General features: G+C 56.5%; 22 protein-coding genes. 6 read left to right on the top strand and 16 right to left on the bottom strand.

The window, feature by feature from the left end; translation table 11 throughout:
* Positions 1-78: 78 nt before the first annotated feature.
* From budA to M0R30_RS06075, 3 genes are read right to left on the bottom strand one after another with little or no spacing between them, the layout of a single operon-like run.
* Positions 79-891, bottom strand: coding sequence for an acetolactate decarboxylase (gene budA, locus M0R30_RS06085; RefSeq protein WP_292544670.1), 813 nt, complete (start codon positions 889-891; stop codon positions 79-81).
* Positions 892-906: 15 nt separating this feature from the next.
* Positions 907-1,188 carry a peptidylprolyl isomerase gene (locus M0R30_RS06080; RefSeq protein WP_292544667.1) on the bottom strand — a complete coding sequence of 94 codons (282 nt, stop codon included), beginning with the start codon at positions 1,186-1,188 and terminating at the stop codon, positions 907-909.
* Positions 1,189-1,227: 39 nt separating this feature from the next.
* The gene (locus M0R30_RS06075) at positions 1,228-2,640 is read right to left on the bottom strand and encodes a dihydropteroate synthase-like protein (RefSeq protein WP_292544664.1); all 1,413 of its coding nucleotides are present in this window, start codon (positions 2,638-2,640) and stop codon (positions 1,228-1,230) included.
* Positions 2,641-2,681: 41 nt separating this feature from the next.
* On the opposite strand from M0R30_RS06075, the gene M0R30_RS06070 reads away from it, so the two are divergent.
* Together M0R30_RS06070 and truA are read left to right on the top strand one after the other, a co-directional pair.
* On the top strand, positions 2,682-3,359 hold the full coding sequence (locus M0R30_RS06070; RefSeq protein ID WP_292544661.1) for a PHP domain-containing protein: 678 nt from the start codon (positions 2,682-2,684) through the stop codon (positions 3,357-3,359).
* Positions 3,314-4,144, top strand: a complete 831-nt coding sequence (truA, locus tag M0R30_RS06065; protein WP_292544658.1) for a tRNA pseudouridine(38-40) synthase TruA — start codon at positions 3,314-3,316, stop codon at positions 4,142-4,144. Before M0R30_RS06070 ends, truA begins: the two co-directional genes overlap by 46 nt.
* A gap of 43 nt (positions 4,145-4,187) precedes the next feature.
* On the opposite strand, the gene M0R30_RS06060 is transcribed toward truA, so the two are convergent.
* Complete coding sequence (locus tag M0R30_RS06060; RefSeq protein WP_292544654.1) at positions 4,188-5,402, bottom strand: NADP-dependent malic enzyme; 1,215 nt, start codon at positions 5,400-5,402, stop codon at positions 4,188-4,190.
* 68 nt (positions 5,403-5,470) lie between these two features.
* Positions 5,471-5,896 (bottom strand): arsenate reductase ArsC, encoded by a 426-nt coding sequence (locus tag M0R30_RS06055; RefSeq protein ID WP_292544652.1) that lies wholly within the window; start codon positions 5,894-5,896, stop codon positions 5,471-5,473.
* 125 nt (positions 5,897-6,021) lie between these two features.
* Here M0R30_RS06055 and M0R30_RS06050 point away from each other — a divergent pair, with 125 nt between their 5' ends.
* Positions 6,022-6,546: a YkgJ family cysteine cluster protein gene (locus M0R30_RS06050; RefSeq protein WP_292544649.1), complete on the top strand. Its 525-nt coding sequence runs from the start codon at positions 6,022-6,024 to the stop codon at positions 6,544-6,546.
* An 18-nt stretch (positions 6,547-6,564) separates the two neighbouring features.
* Here M0R30_RS06050 and M0R30_RS06045 read toward each other — a convergent pair whose 3' ends face one another.
* From M0R30_RS06045 to trpE, 8 genes are read right to left on the bottom strand one after another with little or no spacing between them, the layout of a single operon-like run.
* Complete coding sequence (locus tag M0R30_RS06045; RefSeq protein WP_292544647.1) at positions 6,565-7,128, bottom strand: DUF333 domain-containing protein; 564 nt, start codon at positions 7,126-7,128, stop codon at positions 6,565-6,567.
* Between the two features lie 56 nt (positions 7,129-7,184).
* Positions 7,185-7,991 (bottom strand): tryptophan synthase subunit alpha, encoded by an 807-nt coding sequence (gene trpA / locus M0R30_RS06040; protein ID WP_292544645.1) that lies wholly within the window; start codon positions 7,989-7,991, stop codon positions 7,185-7,187.
* The gene (trpB, locus tag M0R30_RS06035) at positions 7,988-9,163 is read right to left on the bottom strand and encodes a tryptophan synthase subunit beta (RefSeq protein WP_292544642.1); all 1,176 of its coding nucleotides are present in this window, start codon (positions 9,161-9,163) and stop codon (positions 7,988-7,990) included. The genes trpA and trpB overlap by 4 nt, the downstream gene beginning before the upstream one ends.
* Before the next feature lies 1 nt (position 9,164).
* Positions 9,165-9,737, bottom strand: coding sequence for a phosphoribosylanthranilate isomerase (locus M0R30_RS06030; protein ID WP_292544639.1), 573 nt, complete (start codon positions 9,735-9,737; stop codon positions 9,165-9,167).
* Positions 9,728-10,483, bottom strand: coding sequence for an indole-3-glycerol-phosphate synthase (locus M0R30_RS06025; protein ID WP_292544638.1), 756 nt, complete (start codon positions 10,481-10,483; stop codon positions 9,728-9,730). The genes M0R30_RS06030 and M0R30_RS06025 overlap by 10 nt, the downstream gene beginning before the upstream one ends.
* Positions 10,480-11,496, bottom strand: coding sequence for an anthranilate phosphoribosyltransferase (gene trpD, locus M0R30_RS06020; protein ID WP_292544795.1), 1,017 nt, complete (start codon positions 11,494-11,496; stop codon positions 10,480-10,482). Before trpD ends, M0R30_RS06025 begins: the two co-directional genes overlap by 4 nt.
* Positions 11,496-12,074 carry an aminodeoxychorismate/anthranilate synthase component II gene (locus M0R30_RS06015; RefSeq protein ID WP_292544636.1) on the bottom strand — a complete coding sequence of 193 codons (579 nt, stop codon included), beginning with the start codon at positions 12,072-12,074 and terminating at the stop codon, positions 11,496-11,498. Before M0R30_RS06015 ends, trpD begins: the two co-directional genes overlap by 1 nt.
* Positions 12,071-13,597, bottom strand: a complete 1,527-nt coding sequence (gene trpE / locus M0R30_RS06010; RefSeq protein WP_292544633.1) for an anthranilate synthase component I — start codon at positions 13,595-13,597, stop codon at positions 12,071-12,073. The genes M0R30_RS06015 and trpE overlap by 4 nt, the downstream gene beginning before the upstream one ends.
* Positions 13,598-14,031: 434 nt before the next feature.
* Between trpE and M0R30_RS06005 the strand changes: the two genes are divergently transcribed.
* Entirely contained in the window at positions 14,032-14,631 is a 600-nt protein-coding gene (locus M0R30_RS06005) for a hypothetical protein (RefSeq protein WP_292544631.1), read from the top strand.
* 34 nt (positions 14,632-14,665) lie between these two features.
* Here M0R30_RS06005 and M0R30_RS06000 read toward each other — a convergent pair whose 3' ends face one another.
* The 3 genes from M0R30_RS06000 to M0R30_RS05990 all read right to left on the bottom strand — a co-directional run bounded on the left by M0R30_RS06000 (position 14,666) and on the right by M0R30_RS05990 (position 16,404).
* Positions 14,666-14,899, bottom strand: coding sequence for a hypothetical protein (locus M0R30_RS06000; RefSeq protein ID WP_292544628.1), 234 nt, complete (start codon positions 14,897-14,899; stop codon positions 14,666-14,668).
* 104 nt (positions 14,900-15,003) lie between these two features.
* Complete coding sequence (locus tag M0R30_RS05995) at positions 15,004-15,171, bottom strand: CxxC-x17-CxxC domain-containing protein (RefSeq protein WP_015286826.1); 168 nt, start codon at positions 15,169-15,171, stop codon at positions 15,004-15,006.
* Positions 15,172-15,276: 105 nt separating this feature from the next.
* Positions 15,277-16,404, bottom strand: a complete 1,128-nt coding sequence (locus M0R30_RS05990) for a TIGR04084 family radical SAM/SPASM domain-containing protein (RefSeq protein WP_292544625.1) — start codon at positions 16,402-16,404, stop codon at positions 15,277-15,279.
* A gap of 114 nt (positions 16,405-16,518) precedes the next feature.
* Here M0R30_RS05990 and ftsA point away from each other — a divergent pair, with 114 nt between their 5' ends.
* Together ftsA and M0R30_RS05980 are read left to right on the top strand one after the other, a co-directional pair.
* The gene (gene ftsA / locus M0R30_RS05985) at positions 16,519-17,883 is read left to right on the top strand and encodes a coenzyme F390 synthetase (protein WP_292544622.1); all 1,365 of its coding nucleotides are present in this window, start codon (positions 16,519-16,521) and stop codon (positions 17,881-17,883) included.
* 362 nt (positions 17,884-18,245) lie between these two features.
* Complete coding sequence (locus M0R30_RS05980; RefSeq protein ID WP_292544619.1) at positions 18,246-18,461, top strand: hypothetical protein; 216 nt, start codon at positions 18,246-18,248, stop codon at positions 18,459-18,461.
* The last annotated feature ends 26 nt before the right edge of the window (positions 18,462-18,487 follow it).

The following is an 18,487-nucleotide window of genomic DNA, read 5'->3' as shown; positions in this document are numbered from 1 at the left end:
CGTCCCTGCCAGCACGTGAAGTACTGTACCGATCCTCTTGGATGCGATCGCAAAAAAACTCTCCTTTAAAAAAGGGGATTATTTCTCGATCTTCGCAAGGTCCGCGCTCAGGTCCTGCGAGAGGTCGACCCCGGTGAAATCGCCGCTTGTCGGCAGTGCCATGGAAAATCCCGGCGTGATATCATATTCAACCGTCGTGTCTGCCGGTACCGTGAAGTCGAGGATGTGACCGCCGGTCGTATGGTCATCGCTGAGGAAGTGGAGGTGGTATCCTGCGACATTGACCCCCTTAAAAAAGACCGGTGTATAGAACCCGACAATCGTGCCGGTGGCATCAGAATAGGTGTATATCGACTGGTTTTTTGATGCCTCGGCCAGTGTGGGATAGGGCTCCTGCTGCGCTGGTATTGCCCGGACCTTCATGAGCGGGAATGTGCCGTGCATCCGGACCGCGTAGACCATGTTCCCGGTGGGGAGCCGGTCTTCCATAACGGAAGAGAAGACGGAGAGGTTCATCGGGCGGTCCGTAGTGACCGCCTGATCGCTGCTGAAATGCGTCACCGTTGCAAATGGCGTTGTCTGGCGGTCAGCGGCCACGTAGATGTGCCCGTCCGCCTTTGCCTGGTACACAACACCGTCCAGCACGATCATCTCGCCGTCAAGCGCTTCGAACGTGCCGATCCCGAAGTCCCCGTGATTTTTCAGTTCCCCGACCGGCTGGACCCCTTCGTATACCCCCAGCATCAGGGCATCGATGGTGGAGACCTGGTAGAGTGTGTCGTGGTCAGCAGGGGCAGGGACAGCCTTGACAAAATGGGTGTACACCGATGCACCGCAGAAGACGATCACGATGGCAAGACCGATACCGAGAAGGAATTTCTGCAGTTCCATGGGAACCTCAAAAAATTATTTCCTGCCGGTGACCTTGATGACGTGGAACCCGAACTGGGTCTTGACCGGGCCGACCACCTTGCCGACTTCTTCCTCGAATGCGATCTTCTCGAACTCGGGGACCATCATGCCCTTGCCGAACCAGCCGAGGTCTCCCCCCTGCTTGCCGGAAGGACAGGAGGAGAACCTGCGGGCGACCTTGTCAAACTCTTCGCCGTCAGCGAGGCGCTTCATGATCTGGTTTGCCTGATCTTCGGTCTTTACAAGGATATGGGATGCGCGTGCCTGTGTGGACATGGAGTACAGGTGATTTTTTCCTGCAATAAAAGGTTGGTATCAGAACTCCCCGTCCTGCTCGAAACTCCGCCCGTACCTGATCGCGAGCTCTGCCTTGTAGAGTTCCCGGCCCAGATAACTGGCATGGTCCAGCAGGGAGACATTCCCCTGCGACAGGAGGGTATACAACACATCCTGCCATCGCGTTCCCTGCACGGCTTTCCCGTTAATCACTGCCATGATCCTGTTACCCTCGATACCGATCCGGAAATTACCTTTCGGATCGTACTCAATCTCGTCCGGCATCTCCTTTGCGGGGGTGACCGTCTCATACTCAAGTGGCGGTTCGCACCGTCTCCGCTTCTCTTTCAGGACAAGGAGGTCGATCCCGAGGTCTTTTGGGTAGGGCCGGTCCCGGGCAAGCACCATCATCTCCGTTGCCTGCCGCATCTCGCGGACGGACCCCCGCGTCTTGTCGGAATGTTCGCTCGTGAAGATCACGGCCGCTCCCAGTTCCATTGCCATGCCGGCAAGGAGGGCGTTGGCGCCGGGAGAGTCCGCGTCAAGGAGTTCGGCAACATTACCGGCGCCAAAGAAGAGGGGGTAACGCCCTTTTCTGAAATTTTTCAGGGACGCAACAAGGCCGGACCCGGCTGGCCGGAGGAGCGGGTCGGCAATGATGCACCGGATCCCTGCCTGTTTTGCGAGAGCAATATTCTTTGAAAGCGTGCCTGCACCCGGAACAACAACCACCACAGCACCGGCACGTGCCACATCTTCTCCGATAAGGGGGATGTTTTCCTCCTGCAGGCTAAGGATGATATCGGCCCTTACAAGTGCAGCCCGGATCAGTGCCGGGTCCTGGGTGTCTGCTGCGAGCGGCCGATCGATCCCGTCGAGTGCAGAGAACACCCGGGTCACATCGGCAGGAGTCGCATCGAACCCGAACCCGAGGTCAACGATATCAGCGCCCGATGAGAAGAAGGACTCTGCCCGCTCGCGGATGTTCTCGCACCGGTGGGCGTCCATAATCTCTGCGAGTACCTTCATCCGTGACCCCCCGCCGATCTTCAGTCCCCTGATGATGCAGTCGCACTCCGCCTCCTGTTCCCGTGTATCGACCCGTGCCATCGCATCTGCCGCCCTTTGTGATGTGAGGAACTCGTCTGCGGGGACGGTACGGGAAAGGGTGATCTTCCCGATGAGGGGAAGAATCATGGCGAGATCCGCTGCGTGCCGTGGCCCGCGATAGACCGGCACACCGGTCTCGCGTTCCACCCCCTCAAACGATGCAGTGCTCATCCCGGAGACGAGTACCATATCATAGTGCCCCTTTCTGATGAGTTCACCAAGCCGGTGGGGGGTCAGGAAGGATGCAATCTCCCCGGTCACGATAACCTCCACGTCGAAACCGGCGGCCGCCATCCGGACCATCTCTTCGGTGGCGGTGCCGGTGGGGAGGAGGATGCGCATAAGTTTCCTTAATACCAGAGAGATAAAAACACTATGATCAGATGCTTGCCTGCGATCTGCACGTGCATACGAATTATTCCAAGGACGGTGAGAGCAGTGTCGAGGAGATCCTCCGGCAGGCCGAGGCCGAGGGGCTTGACGCGATCGCGATCACCGACCACGATTCTGTGGACGGGGCAATAAAAGCCCTGACGGTCCCGACAACCGTTCTGGTGATCCCCGGCATCGAGGTCTCGACAAAGCAGGGCCACCTGCTGGTGCTCGGCGTCACGGAGATCATCCCCGCAGGTCTCGATGTGGTGGCCACGGTCAGTATAGCCAGAAGGATGGGTGCCATCGCGATCCTCCCTCACCCGTACCATGTCTGGCGGCACGGGGTTGCCCGCAGGAAGAAAGCCGGTATGAACGTAGTGGACGCGGTCGAGGTGTTCAACAGCCGGTATATCGTCGGCTCGGCAAACAAGAAAGCGGCCCGTATCGCAAAACGGCTGGGTAAACCGTGCGTTGGCGGGAGCGATGCCCATAACGCAAAGTTTGTCGGATTCGGCAGGACCTACATTGAAGCGGAGAAGAATGTCCCCGCAATCCTTGAGGCAATCCAGGCCGGGAGAGTATCCTGTGGCGGCAGGAAGACACCGCTGCGCACCTATACGCGCCAGTCCATCAACAACACATGGAGAAAGATCAAGAGGATCACCCGGCACATGCAGCTCCGGTGAGGCTCGCGTTCCGGGTCTCGTACATGGGCAGCAGGTTTTTCGGATCGCAGATGCAGGCCTCCCACCGGACGGTGGAAGGGGAGTTCATCGCTGCCTGCCAGCGGCTCAGCCTCTTTGATGACTGGAGGGAAGCCGGGTTCCTGTCGGCGGGCAGGACTGATCGCGGTGTTCATGCAACCGGGCAGGTGATGGCCTTAACGACTCCCGCCCCGGACCGGGCCGTCCGCACCATCAACACCCAGCTCCCTCCTGACTGCTGGTGTACCGGGTATGCGGAAGTACTCCCTGCGTTTCACCCGCGGTACGATGCGAAGAAGCGGACGTACCGGTATTACTTTACCGACCCTCCCTCTCATATCGAACCGATGGCACAGGCAGCAGGCAGGTTTGTCGGTAACCATAATTTTACCAACTTCGCCCGTCTCGAGGGTAAGAACCCGTACAGGACCGTCCTTGCCGCCACGGTTGCCGAGGAGGGCGGTTTTGTGTACTTTGAAGTGACCGCCGAGAGTTTCTTGTGGCACCAGGTCCGCAGCATGGCTGCCTCCCTGCTCCGGGTCGGGAACGGCGAATCAGGAGAGAATTCTATCGATGAACTCCTGACAGCGGAAGCGAAAAAGCCCCTCCAGCCCGCCCCCTCCGAGGGCCTGATCCTCTGGGACACGGACTGCGGTATCAGCTGGACGCCGATGCCTGCGGGTGAACGTAGTACCCTGTTCCTTGAACAACTGTCCCGGCATCATGCACTGATGGGGAACGTATGCCGGGTGATGAGGCCCGGTTAAAAACCGGGCAACGTACCTGATACACCTGCCTCTTTTAGTGATCTTACGTGATCGCACGGGCGCACCCGCTTGCTACTGCTGCTTTTCTGACTGCTTCGGCCACCGCAGTTACCACCTGGCGGTTGAGGACCGAGGGGAGGATCCGGGTCTTTCCGGGCCGCTTCACGTAATCCGCAAGGGCATGCGCTGCCGCGACTTTCATCTCGTCGGATATCCGCGTTGCCCGGGCATCGAGTGCTCCCCTGAAGATCCCGGGAAATGCAAGAGCATAGTTGATCTGGTTAGGGAAATCGTTCCGCCCCGTACCTACGATGGCCGCTCCTGCCTGCAGTGCGTCCGCGGGAAGTATCTCCGGCATGGGATGGGCAAGGGCAAAGATGATCGAGTCCTTGTTCATCGAACGGACCATGGACGGCGTGATGATCCCCGGCACCGATACGCCAATACAGACATCGGCGCCTTTCATGGCATCGGCAAGCGTGCCGGTCCGCCCGGCCTTATTGGTCTCTTCAGCGATGATGAACTTGTATTTGTTGGCGTACAGGCCATCACGGTGCCGGTGGATGATCCCGTTCCTGTCGCAGACAATGATATCCCTGACGCTGCTGCAGAGGTCGGGATTGTAGCCGATGCATTTGAGCATCCTTGTTATCGCATACCCGGCTGCCCCTGCACCGCTTACGACGATATTTAAGTCCTCGAACTTCTTTTTCGTCACCCTGCACGCATTGAGGAGGGCAGCAAGGACCACGACTGCCGTCCCGTGCTGGTCGTCGTGCATTACCGGGATCCCGATCCCCTGCAATGACTCTTCGAGTTCGAAACACCGTGGCGCCGCGATGTCCTCAAGGGCAATCCCGCCAAATACGGGGGCGATATTCTTAATATCATCGGCAAACTCCATGTGGTACCGCTCAAAACAGAGGGGGAATGCATCGATCCCGGCCAATTTCTTGAACAGGAGGGCTTTTCCCTCCATGACGGGTATTGCGGCGTACCCCCCGATGTTTCCAAGCGAGAGCACCCGGGAACCATCGGTCACGATGGCGATGGTGTTGGCCTTGAGGGTGTATTTGTACGCAAGGTCTTTGTCCTTATGGATCTCCCGGCAGACCTCTGCAACGCCCGGGGTGTATGCAAGGGAGAGTTCATGACGGGTGGTAACGGGGACCTTGGAATAGACTTCGATCTTGCCCCGGTGCTTCCTGTGAAGTTCGAGGGATTCTGAGTATATATCTCCCTTTTTTCCCCGTTTCATTTTTTACAGCCCTGATTCATTGAACGCGATGGTATCTCATCAATGTTGTTGTCACATGTTGCCGGTCGTCAGTATATTCCCGCAGTTCCGAAGGTGGTATCGATCCATGCGGCGATTTCATCCCTGACGCACCGGTAGCCGTTGAGGATCTCTTCGTTAGTCCCGGGTGTGAGGTGGGGATCGGTGAATCCCCGGTGGATCGTCTTTGTTGCATTATGCACAACCGGGCAGATGGCGTGGGCATTGTCACAGAGCGTTACCGCGAGATCGAATGGGGTTCCGGAGACTTCATCAATGGTTTTTGACCGGTGATGGGAAATGTCAATCCCGATCTCCTGCATCACGGCAATCGCCCGGGTGCTCACTTTCGACTGGCGGGTGCCGGCACTGTATACCTCGTACCGGTTGCCGTACCGTGCACGGAGCAGCCCTTCTGCCATCTGGGAGCGGGCGGCATTGGCCGTGCAGATGAAGAGGATTCTTTTCTTTGCCATGAGTGTATTCTCCTTTACGTGCGAATCAGGTAACCGACTGTCAGGTATGTTGGCCGGTTGCCACAAAAAGATTCGCAGGAACATTGTGCCTTTATCAGCATACCCGTCATACGAACGATCAGGATATGGCAGATTTTACCTGTGATTCCTGCGGAAAATGCTGTTCAAGTTTCGGTTCGTTCATTACTATCGAGCGCCAGCTGAATGACCGTGATTATTATTGCCGGTATTCCCTGACCCGCGACCTGTTCCCGGTCCATGTGGACAGGGATTATGCGGATGAAGTGTCTGATCGATACTCCTCACCATCTGACTCCGCTGCACCTGCCGGGAAAAGGCCCTGCCCGTTTCTGTGTCGTAACCGGGGGGGTAACGGGTTTATCTGCACTATTTATGACAGCCGCCCTCAGGTCTGCCGCGGGTTCCGGTGTTACCGGATGCTGGTGTATGATGCTGATAACCGGTTATCAGGTAAAGTGATCGGGGCTGGTGAGATCAGCACTTCCGATGAGACGCTCGCCCGGCTCTGGAACGAACAGATTGTGGCAATTCCCCATCCCCATCTTCAGGGTAAGAACGATCCGGCATGGGTGAAAAAGGTCATCGGCATCCTTGCGGCACACGGGTACCGCGGGGATGCCGTTGAGTAGTCTTGTGGATTTGACAGATTATTGAGAAGCGGTGGTTGCCGGAGCGACAACGTTCCCATCGTAAGGTTTGCAGCCTTCACCACGGAAGAGTGCCCACTCCTCGCAGGTTGTCCCATTGGTGAACGTGCACATGCCATATTCGCCACCATCAGCGGCGGTCTTGATGTCGGTTTTTCCACCAAGAGTACCACAGTTGACCGATGCCGGGTTTGCCATACCTTCGGAGGCTGCAGTTGTTGCCGCAGTGTCAATATGTGCCTTGCATCCTTCACCGCGGAAGAGCGCCCATTCCTCACAGGTTGTCCCGTTGGTGAATGTGCACATGCCGTACTCTCCACCATCAGCGGCGGTCCTGATGTCGGTTGCACCTCCGAGGGCGCCACAGTTGACGGATGCCGGGTTTGCCATGCCAACGATTGTTTCACCGACAGGTGCTGCAGGTTCAGCAGGAGCGACAGTAATCCCCGAAGGTGCCGTGGTCTGGACCGTGGCTGGTGCCTGCGGTTGTGTACATCCTGCGATGAGAAGTCCTGCGATGATGCAGGCCCCAAGAATTATAAAAATACCCTTTCTGGACATCATGATAAATCCACGATATCGTTGGAAGGCACGGGATAAAAAAGATAGGTTAACGGGGATTATTTCCGTCCTGCGGATCCTGTTGCCTGCTTCATCTGCACGACATACTCCCTGAGCTTCTGCCCCATTACCCCGGGATTACCAAGGTTTGATCCGATGATATCAACAATTGCGCTCCCGACTATCACGCCATCGGCACCGGCGGCAGCACACGTTGCTGCATGGCCGGGTGTTGATATGCCAAAACCGAGCGCCAGCGGGAGATCCGTGTGCTTGCGGACCCGGTGCAGGAGGTCGATGGCCCCGGCAGAGACCTCGGCCCTTACGCCCGTCACTCCGAGTACGGAAACGAGATAGAGATACCCGCGTGCCGGTGCTGCGATCTTCCGGATTCGTTCATCGCTGGTTGTCTGGGTGATGAGGAATATGGGATCGATGCCATACCGGGCGGCAATCATTGTGACTTCTTCGGATTCTTCAACCGGCATGTCAGCAACGAGGATTCCGTCTACACCCGCTTCGCGGGCCTCTTGATAGAACCGTTCGATACCCCTCCGGTACACGATATTGTAGTATGTCAGGAAGACAATCGGGACACCGGAATATGCCCGTATCTCTTTTACCAGCCTGAAGATGGTATCCGGTGTTGTGCCGGCAGCAAGTGCACGCTCGTCCGCCAGCTGGATGGTGGGTCCGTCGGCAACAGGATCCGAGAACGGCACGCCGAGTTCGAGGATATCGGTACCGCCGTCAATGAGCGCTTTTGCAATCCGGAGGGATGTCGCAACGTCGGGATCTCCAGCAACGGTAAACCCGATAAAAGCAGTCTTTCCGGGTGTTTCAAACACCGTATCGATTCGGCTCATACCTCACACCCTTGCATCCGTGCCACTTCCGCCACATCCTTGTCCCCCCGGCCGGAGAGGTTTATAACAACAATATCGTCCCGATCGAACCGGTCCCGGTTCGTCATGACGTACGCAAGAGCATGTGCCGATTCGAGCGCCGGGATGATGCCCTCGGACCGGGAGAGGAACCTGAATGCTTCGAGCACTTCCGGATCATTGGCCGCGGCATAGGAGACCCGGTGACTGTCCTTCAGCATCGAATGCTCGGGGCCTACCCCCGGGTAGTCGAGACCCGCGGAGATGCTGTGGGTTGGGAGCACCTGCCCGTGGGCATCCTGCAGCAGGTAGGAGAGAGCACCGTGCAGCACCCCGGGCTCACCGGCACAGAGCGTAGCCGAGTGCTCGCCGGTCTCAACACCTTTGCCCCCCGCCTCTACACCAATCAACTCCACGTCGTCTTTGACGAACGGGTAGAAGATCCCCATCGCATTGGACCCGCCACCGACACAGGCAACGACCGTATCCGGGAGCCGTCCCTCCTTTTTCAGGACCTGCTGGCGGGTCTCCCTTCCGATTACCGACTGGAAGTCCCGGACCATCAGGGGATAGGGGTGCGGTCCCACAACAGAACCGATCAGGTAATAGGTATCCCGCACGTTTGCGACCCAGTCCCGGAGCGCCTCGTTGATCGCATCCTTCAGGGTCCTGGTCCCGGATTTAACCGGGATCACTTTTGCACCCATCAGTTCCATACGGAAGACATTGAGGGCCTGTCGCCGGGTATCGACCTCTCCCATGTAGACCTCCACCGGCATCCCGAGTGCCGCCCCGACAATGGCGGTGGCGACACCGTGCTGCCCGGCACCCGTCTCGGCGATCAGCCGCTTCTTGCCCATGCGTTTTGCCAGCAGGGCCTGCCCGAGGGTGTTGTTCAGTTTATGTGAACCCCCGTGCACGAGATCCTCGCGTTTCAGGTAGATTTTGCACCCGATCTCCCGTGATGCATTCGGGCAGAACGTGAGTGGGGTCTCCCTGCCGGCATACTCCTTCTGGAGCGCGGCGAGATCGGCTGCGAATGCCCTGTCCATCTCAATGTTTTCGTACGCTGTTTCGAGTTCGAGTAAGGCGTTCATCAGTGTTTCCGAGACGTATTGTCCGCCGTAATCGCCGTATCGTCCTTTCGTTGTCATGTCAATAACTCCTGCATGCGGCGATAAACGCCCGTACTTTTTCGTGGTCCTTGATCCCCGGGGATACCTCAACCCCGCTTGCTACGTCCACTGCGTATGGACCGATTTCCCGGATCGCCCTGCCGACATTCTCCGGAGCCAGTCCTCCCGCGAGGATAACCGGCACGTGCGATCTCCTGACGGTCTCCCGTGCATGCCCAAGGTCGAACTGCTTCCCGCCCCCGTGGCTCTCGTCCACGATAACCGCGTCGCAGTCATCCGGCAGCGGGTCGCCCCGGGCGATCACCCGGATCACCTTCGGGCCTGGGTGTGAATCGAATACGAACGGGTGGAAGATCTGGATCGCGGCGGGATCCAGTGCAATGATCTGCGCGAGATCGTCTTCCGAGTTCGTATGAGTTACGGCAACAGTTGCGGTAAACGGCCCGACCGCATGGAAAATTTCCCGCGCCCGTTCAGGTCTGACCGATCGTTTCGAGTCGCTGAAGAGCACGACACCAATTGCATCGGCGCCTTCGTTCTCTGCAAACCGTGCATCTTCCGGTCTCGTGATACCACAGATCTTTATGCGCATACGAACTCCTCCAGTTTCTTCCGCGGGTGGGCATCTGCCATGATCGATGATCCGATGAGGAACGCGTCGCAATATCCCCGCATCTCGCGCACGTCATCAGCGGATCGCATCCCGCTTTCTGATACGATCAGCCTGCCTTTTGGCCGGATCTGTCCGGACAGCAGCCTTGTTGTTGAACGATTGATCGTCATGGTAGAAAGGTCACGGTTGTTGATCCCGATGAGTGTTGCCCGGGTTGAAAGTGCCGATTCGGCTTCTTCAGTATTGTGCACCTCGACCAGCGGTTCGAGGTGGTAGTCCATAGCGAGATCGACAAATGCCGGCAGGTTCTTTTTGAGCACTGCTGCAATCAGGAGCACCGCATCTGCCCCGAGCGCTTTCGATTCTGCGATCTGTCGCTCATCGATGATGAAATCCTTGCGGAGCACCGGGATGTCCACCGTGGTCTTCACCCGTGCGATATCAAGTCCCGTTCCCCCGAAGAAGTACGGTTCGGTGAGCACCGACAGGGCAACGCACCCGGCTCCCGCGAGGACACCAGCCATCTGGGCCATGTCCACGTTGCGGCGGATGATCCCCCCGCTGGGAGATGCACATTTGATCTCTGCGATGACTGCATTTTTACCGTTCCTGCCCCGTATTGCACCGGAGAGGCTCGGGGGTCCCTCTGAAGCCGGTTCCGGGAATGATGACGGGAGCTGTGCCACCCGTTTTTCTGTCCGGCGGATGATATCGTCAAGGATCATGCTGCACTCCTCGTTGCCTCAACAAGCGCATCCAGCCGAGCGAGGGCATTTCCCGAATCGATAGAGGTTACTGCACGGGCGATCCCCTCATGCAGGTCCCGTGCCTGTCCCCCCACATAGATCGCAGCGCCCGCATTCATCAGTACGATATCCCGACCCGCACCCCGTTCGCCACCAAGAATCTCCCGGACGATGCGGGCATTGGTTGCCGCATCGCCTCCCGCAAGATCGGGGAGTTGGGCAGGGGCAATGCCATAGGTCTCGCAGTTCAGCGTGTATGTGTTGATCGTATCGGCGATGAGTTCCGATACCACGGTCTCCCCTGTTGTTGTGATCTCGTCAAGACCGTCCCCGTGGACCACCATGGCCCGGGAGAGCCCGAGCAGCCGGAGGACCTCTGCCAATGTGCGGGTCAGGTCAGGGTGGTAGACACCCAGTACCTGTGCCTGGGCACCCGCGGGGTTTGCGAGCGGGCCGAGGATATTGAAGACGGTCCGGCAGCCGATCTCCTGGCGGGCCGCCATCACGTGGCGCGTGGCCGGGTGATGGAGCGGCGCAAACAGGAATGCGATACCCACCTCTTCGACGATACGGGCCTGAGTCTGCGGATCAGCAGAGATATTCACGCCCAGCGCGGAGAGGACATCCGCCGAACCGCAGGTGCTGCTCACGCTCCGGTTGCCATGCTTGACGACCGGTACTCCGGCACCTGCGGCAACGAACGCTGCCGTCGTACTGATGTTGAACGTATGGGTGCCATCGCCACCGGTACCGCAGGTATCGACCAGCATCCCTGTTGTGATCGGCCTGACCGCGACCGCATGACGGCGCATGATCCGGGCGAATGCCGCGATCTCCTGTGGGCTCTCGCCTTTCATCTGAAGTGCAACAAGGAATGCTCCTATCTGGGCCTGGGTTGCCTTACCCTCCATAATAATATCCATGAGACCGGCCGCTTCGACTTCGCCAAGGTCCTGTTGATCCATAATCTGCATAATTGCGTCTTTGAACATCATGAGCCCACCCCATCGGTGAGGAAATTCCTGATGATCCGGTCCCCCTCTGCCGAGAGGATACTCTCCGGGTGGAACTGCACGCCCTCGATCGGGAGGTTACGGTGCCGTACACCCATGATGTACCCATCGTCCGTGCTGGTGGCGGTTACCTGAAGATCCTTCGGAAGAGATCCCTCGCGTGCAACGAGTGAATGGTATCGCGTTGCAGTGAACGGGGTCGGGACACCGTCAAAGATACCCGTCCCGTCATGCTGGATTGTCGAGGTCTTGCCATGCATCAGGTGCGGTGCCCGGATGACCTCTCCCCCGAATGCGGTGCAGATTGTCTGGTGGCCGAGACAGACTCCCAGGGTCGGAACCTTGCGGCTCAGGGTTTCCAGCACATCAAGGCAGACACCGGAGTCCTGCGGAGTACCCGGGCCTGGTGACAGGATGATCCGGTCACAACCGGTCTTTTTCAGGACGTCAAGGGGTGTGTCACAGGGCATCACCAGAGGTTCTGCGCCGAGCTTTCCCACCTGCTGGTACAGGTTAAAGGTAAAACTGTCATAACAGTCAACGATCAGCACTTTCATGAACAGGCTCCCGAATGCTCGATTGCCCGGACCATCGCTGCCGCCTTGTTCTCCGTCTCTTTCCACTCGTTCTCCGGCACGGAGTCTGCAACGATCCCTGCACCGACCTGGACGTATGCCCGGTCCTTCCGGACCAGTATCGTCCGGATAGCGATGGCGAAATCGAGGTTCCGGTCAAAACCGATATACCCGACAGCGCCGGCATACAGGCCGCGGGCTCCCGGCTCCTGCTCATCGATGATCTGCATGGCCCGGATCTTAGGTGCTCCCGAGACGGTCCCCGCCGGGAAACAGGACTTGAAGGCATCGTAGCAGTCCAGGTTATCGCGGAGCGTCCCGCTGACAGTCGAGACGATGTGCTGGACATGAGAGAACTTCTCGATCCCCATGAACTCGCCGACATTCACGGACCCGAACCGGCACACGCGCCCGATATCGTTTCGTGCGAGGTCGACGAGCATCGTATGCTCCGCACGCTCTTTCTTGTCACGGAGCAGGTCTTCGGCCAGCTGGTCGTCTTCGGATGGTGTGCGGCCCCGGGGCCGTGTCCCGGCAATGGGGACCGTGGTCACCTGGCGCCTCTCGACACGCACCAGCATCTCGGGGCTCGCCCCGATGACTTTCTCCTCCCCGAAATCCAGGTAATACATGTAGGGGCTTGGATTGATCTCACGGAGTGCTGCATAGATGGTAAAGGGCTCACTACATACCGGAAATTCCAGGCGCCGCGAGATCACGGCCTGGAATATATCCCCGGCAATGATATGTTCCTTGACGTTTTCGATGGCCTGCTCGAAGCACTGCTGTGCTGCGGCCCTGGCGATTGGGACAGATGGGGCATTTCCACAGCACTGCGATCTTTCGCAGACCTTCTGGCCAAGCGTAGCCAGATGGTTGGCAAGGAGCTGGATCTTTACAGCACTCTTCTGATATTCTTCAGCCAGATCGGAGTCGTAGGTCAGGAACGGGCTGGAGAAGATAAACAGTTTCTTATCCCGGTGATCGATGATGATGCAGTCCTTGGTGAGCATGAAACAGGCATCGTGATCCGTCTCCCGTGAACCATTGTCGCGGTTTTTTGTCTTCTTGACTTTTTCGAAGAGGGAATAGATGCAGTCGTAGGCAAAATAGCCGACCATACCTCCGAAGAACCGGGGGGCCTTAACATTCATGTAATGGAAGCGGGAAAGGATCGACTTGATCTGGTCCACCGGGTTATCGCCATCAGGGTCACGGGCAATGGCAACAAAGGACTCGTTGCCCCGGATATTCACGGTATTGCCGATGGTTACGATCATTTCCGGATCGATGCCGATAAACGAGTACCGGGCGAGTTTCTCGCTCCCATCCATTGATTCGAGCAGGAACCCGCACCCCGTTTTGGTCCCCTCATAGATATCAAGGGGAGAGATATCCGGGAGCGGCAGTTCTGCACACAGCGGTATGATGAGCGGTTTTGGCTGGGTCTTCACCGCGGTTATAAATTCTTCAGGTCCGAGATTGAGCGTCAGTGTTGTCTTCATAATTTATGGGTCCGTTCACCGGTATGGCGCCAGGCAGCTGCCGGTTTTTTTTCTCTGATGCATCGGTTCCTGTGCAGGGTCTCTGCAGGAACCATGACTCTTGTCTGGTATACAGGTCAACTTTGTACATATTTATACATTATTGTAATTTTTTGGTTATTGATGTATTTTTTATTACGCGGGCCCTGTGTTACAGACATGACCTGATTCAGACTGGCGAAGATGAACATAGCCCGATGCCCTGAGATTGACACGTGGATTGATCGCCGGCAATTCAAATAAGAAAAAATCCCGGGTATCACTGGAGCCGGTTTGAAAAAGAGATTGGATGCCAGAACTCCGTGAAGAGACCCAAATCGTGTTCAGGTGCGGATGTCTAACACTCTTATAGCCCTGCCAACAAAATAGATACAGCATAAAGCGCAGGTTCTATCGTGCACTGTCGTACAAAATCATTCGGCTGGATATTTGCCTCACGGATGATTGGGATCATATGTTTTCTGATCGTGGTCGTTCTGGCAAATATCCTGGCGCACTATGTATCGAACCCGTTCTTCCACTCCGGGGTATCCTTCATCAACGAAAATTTCTGGCTCCTGGTGCTGATCTCCATCATCCTGTTTGTTGGTGCGATCTTCGGAGCATTCCCCTTCCCCCTCAACCTGCCGGCACCGATCATACGGGCAATTGGCAGCGTCTTCTGCATTGCATTTATCCTGCGGGTGTTCCAGTGGGTGGACCTGGCTGCATCAACCACGCTGTACCAGATGTTCTGGTACCTGTCATTCATTATTGTTCCGCTGGTGTTCCTGATCGTCCTTGCGAGTGGTTATTTTGAGATCATGCGCCAGCTCTGGTGGCAGCCCCGGATCGATACTCCCGCGGACGGGCAGGTGATTCATGCACAACCTGTTCGTGATGACACCAGTCAGGTCACGGACGTGAAATCCTGGGATGAGATCGGTGCCGAATTCCGCATGATGCTTTACGATATCATCCACCGGTTCCGCCAGGAAATTAAAAGAAATCAATAATGGTAACGGGAGCGGGGCCTCCCCTTAACCGGCCTCACCAATCCGGGTTTTCAGATAAGAACTTCTTCTCCTTCTCTTCCAGCTCGTCTGCACTCAGGTGCGATGGCATGCAGATGCAGCGGTGCTCCATGAATGCTCCTCCCCTGAATGAACCCTGCGGTTCTCCTTCCCTGCACGCCCCATAGACGTTGTCGTCGCAGTCATGATAGACATGGGGAAGCCCCTCACGGGCCGCACAGTCTTTTGCCTCTCTCCACGATGCTGCCATACCCGGACATACGACTGGGGAGGCAATGAGGCTAACGGAAACGGCACTCACCATATCGGGAACAGGCAAACAGCACGGTAACAAAAAGGAGAAAAATGATGAAATCAGAACCGGGGTTTCCGGTGCTTGGGCAGGCAGTCCCTACAGTAGACCGGCCTCCCTTCCGTGGGCTTGAAGGGGACTTCACATTCCTTTCCGCAGTCTGAACAGACCGTCTTTGTCATTTCTCTGGGACCGAAGTTTCTCGGGCCACCAAAACTCTTTCTTTCCATTGTATTACCCATGCAGTATTGACCTGCAAGTAAACAATTATCCGTCCGGTATAAAAACATCTGCATTATCACAATCGTTTTTATACAAATGTGGTTATATTGTGATTACGGGATGATCTCGCACCCGTTGAACTTCTCGTGTTTGAAATCTTCTGCAGTTATTGTACCTTCTTTTATCAAGGACCGGACGCGGGGCAGGGCACCTGTAAGGACTGCCTGAAGGTTCTCCACGGTTCCGCAGACAAGCCGGCGCCCGGTCTCTCCCCACGGGCGGATGATATTGGAATACAGGCACCTCCCTCCGCAGAAACTGCGGATGTTGCAGTTTAGGCATTCCCCGCCCACTTCGATGCGGTCAAGCCGGCAGGGATCGGCATCCCGGATGTGCCCGACATAATACTGTTTCATCCCGATCATGACCGGGCAGGGTGCGATATGGCCATCGGTCATGATGCTGTAATTGGCATGCCCCGAACCGCACCGGAGCCTGCTGGGGCGGTCATTAAGCAGGTCATCCATAGGGTCGAGAAACGGGTACCACCTCAGGATCTCTCCTGCTGATTCCATGTGATCGACCCAGTCGCGGACAAGGGTACGGATACCGGGATTGTAACTCCCGTCTGCCCAGTCCGCAAAACGTCTCTGTGAAAAATCACCGGTAAAGTTCGCATCAAGCTGCCAGTGAATGGACGCAAACGGGTGATCGGGGTTCTCTGCGAGCCAGTGAACGGCCTCCACGATATCCGTCTTTTCGGTGACCGTCATCCGTGCGATGAGTTCACCCCGGAATCCATCTGCACGGACTCTCCGGACATTTTCCATCACCCGGTCATACACGCCGGTTCCCCTGTTTGCATCGGTGAGCTCACGGGGGCCGTCAAGTGAGACGAGGATGGTGGTGAACCGGTTGGTAATCTCCGGAGAAAGGCTGTCCAGCAGCAGTCCGTTGGTCTGCATCATGAACTGCTTGACTGTGGAGGCTTCACTGACGATACGTTCGATGAGATCTGCCCGCAGGAGGGGTTCCCCTCCATAAAACGTGAGCGTGAGCGAGGGATCTTTCTCCAGAAATTTGTACAGCGTTTTCAGGTTGAATTCAAGATTTAAGGGAATGTCCTCATCAATCTCAACCGCCCGTTCCCCTTCGCTCTCCTCGAGATCGAGGAATGCTTTTGCCCGGCAGTAACTGCAACAGAGGTTGCAGTCGTCGGTGAGGATGAGGTGGAAGTACATAGAAATACCTATGCTTCTGGGCGCCGGTTGACGATAAATTTAGGGCATTGCCGGACTGCGGTCAGTACTTCCCTGATACAAATCTATAAACAATTTATATCGCAATCCTCTGTCATGGTCAACGGGGGATATTTTTCCCGCGATATCGAGACCCTGGAACGCAGCGATCTCGATGCGCTCATCGATGAGCGGGTCCGCTACACGGTACAGTACGCGGCTGAGCACTCACCGTTTTACCGGCACTGGTTCCGGGAGAACAGGATTGAACCCGATGCGATCCGCGTCCACGAGGACCTGCTGGAGCTCCCGCTCATCTCCGGTAAATCCATCCGTGAACACCAGCCTCCGGTTACACCGGAATTCGAGTTCCTTTCCACGCGGTGGGAGAATGTCTTTTCCATCCAGGAGACGAGCGGGACGAGTGGCACTCCCAAGGGTTTTTTCCTGACATGGGATGACTGGAAGCGCTATGCAGAGAAGTATGCCCGCAGTTTTGTCTCGCAGGGATTTTCCGCAAACGACCGTATTGTGGTCTGTGCCTCGTATGGCATGAACGTAGGTGCCAACACGATGACGATTGCTGCCCGGCGGATAGGAATGGGGATCATCCCTGTAGGCAAGTGTGCCTTTGATTCGCGGATCCTGAGAAATTACCGGCCAACGGCAATCATCGGCAGCGTCTTCAAGCTGCTCCGTCTCCACCGCAGGTTGAAGGCGGAAGGGATAACGCCCGGAGATATCGCCATCAACAAACTGGTGGTGGGCGGGGAGAGTTTCGCTGACGAATCCCGCAGGTATCTTGCGGAGCAGTGGGACTGCCCGGTGTACAATACCTATGGCAGTACTGAAGGTACCATGTGTGGCGAATGCAGGGAACTGAACGGACTGCATGTACCGGAAGATCTTGTGCATCTGGATGTCTATGACCCGCAGATGCAGGAATTTGTACCAGATGGCGAGTGCGGCAGGGCAGTCCTCACTACCCTGCTCCCAGAAGGGGGGAAAAGCGGGATGCTCCTCATCAACTACGATACCGAGGACACAACCGTCATACTGTCGCGGGAGCGGTGCGGCTGCGGGAGGACGCACATGCGGATCTATAATCCCCAGCGGGAGGCAGAGACCGCGTGGATCTTCGGGAATGCGATGAACCGGGTCGATATCGAAGCGGCGGTCTTCCAACCGGAGAACATGGACTACCTCTCGGGGGAATATGAGGCAACCATATCGGATGGGGAGGTTCAGGATGAAGTTGTGCTCAGTATCAGCGTTGAATGTCCGGACGTGGACCGGTGCGACCGGAAGCTGGTGGAAGATCATCTCATCGAGCGCTTTCTGGAGCACAAGCCCGGTCTCGCCGATCAGTACCATGGTGGTAACCTGAAGATCCCTGTCAGTTTTACCGGACCCGGGGGGCTGAAACTCAATACCACGAAAGGGCGTCCGAAACGGCTCATTGATCGCAGGGGTACTGCATGATCCGGAAATACTGCTTGCGATCGCCCGTACCGATCCTCCCGGGATCCAGCCTGTTATGAGTATTTGATGATCCTGCCGCACCCCCGGCAAATATCCCAACCGATGCCCCTTCGTGCCGCGCTTCTGCTTCCGGTGCTTCTGAGTGCACCAACCCCCATTCAGCCTTTGTTTAGCGCGAAAAATGCCAAACGGGGCAATTTTAGGGGCATTTGAAACGGAGTGAATAAAGCGGCACAATAACCAAAAAAGCCTTAAATAAGTGGTAAAAATCCGGGTTTCGACGGGCTTTCGACGGAAACTTTTTATATTATCAGTCGGCAACTCTCATTATCAAAACCCGATTGCGGTTTTGAGGTGTTTAAATGGGAACCAAAATTGGAAAAGAAAAGATTCAGCGCGAAAAGGGATACCTCTACTTCATTGGCAAGGATGGGTATGTCTGGGCCGCCCCGATGAAGCACAACAAGTCCGGCAAGAAGAAGAAAGTCGGAACTGAGAAGATTGCCAAAGAAAAGGGCTTCATGTACTACATTGGCAAAGACGGATTCGTCGCAAAAGCCAAGATGAAGAACGCATAATCTCACATTTTCCTTTTGCACGCAAG

It is taken from the genome of Methanoregula sp. (assembly GCF_023227875.1).
GTDB lineage: Archaea > Halobacteriota > Methanomicrobia > Methanomicrobiales > Methanospirillaceae > Methanoregula.
Note: the sequence above shows the minus strand (reverse complement) of the source record. Positions and strands in the feature narration are given on the sequence as shown.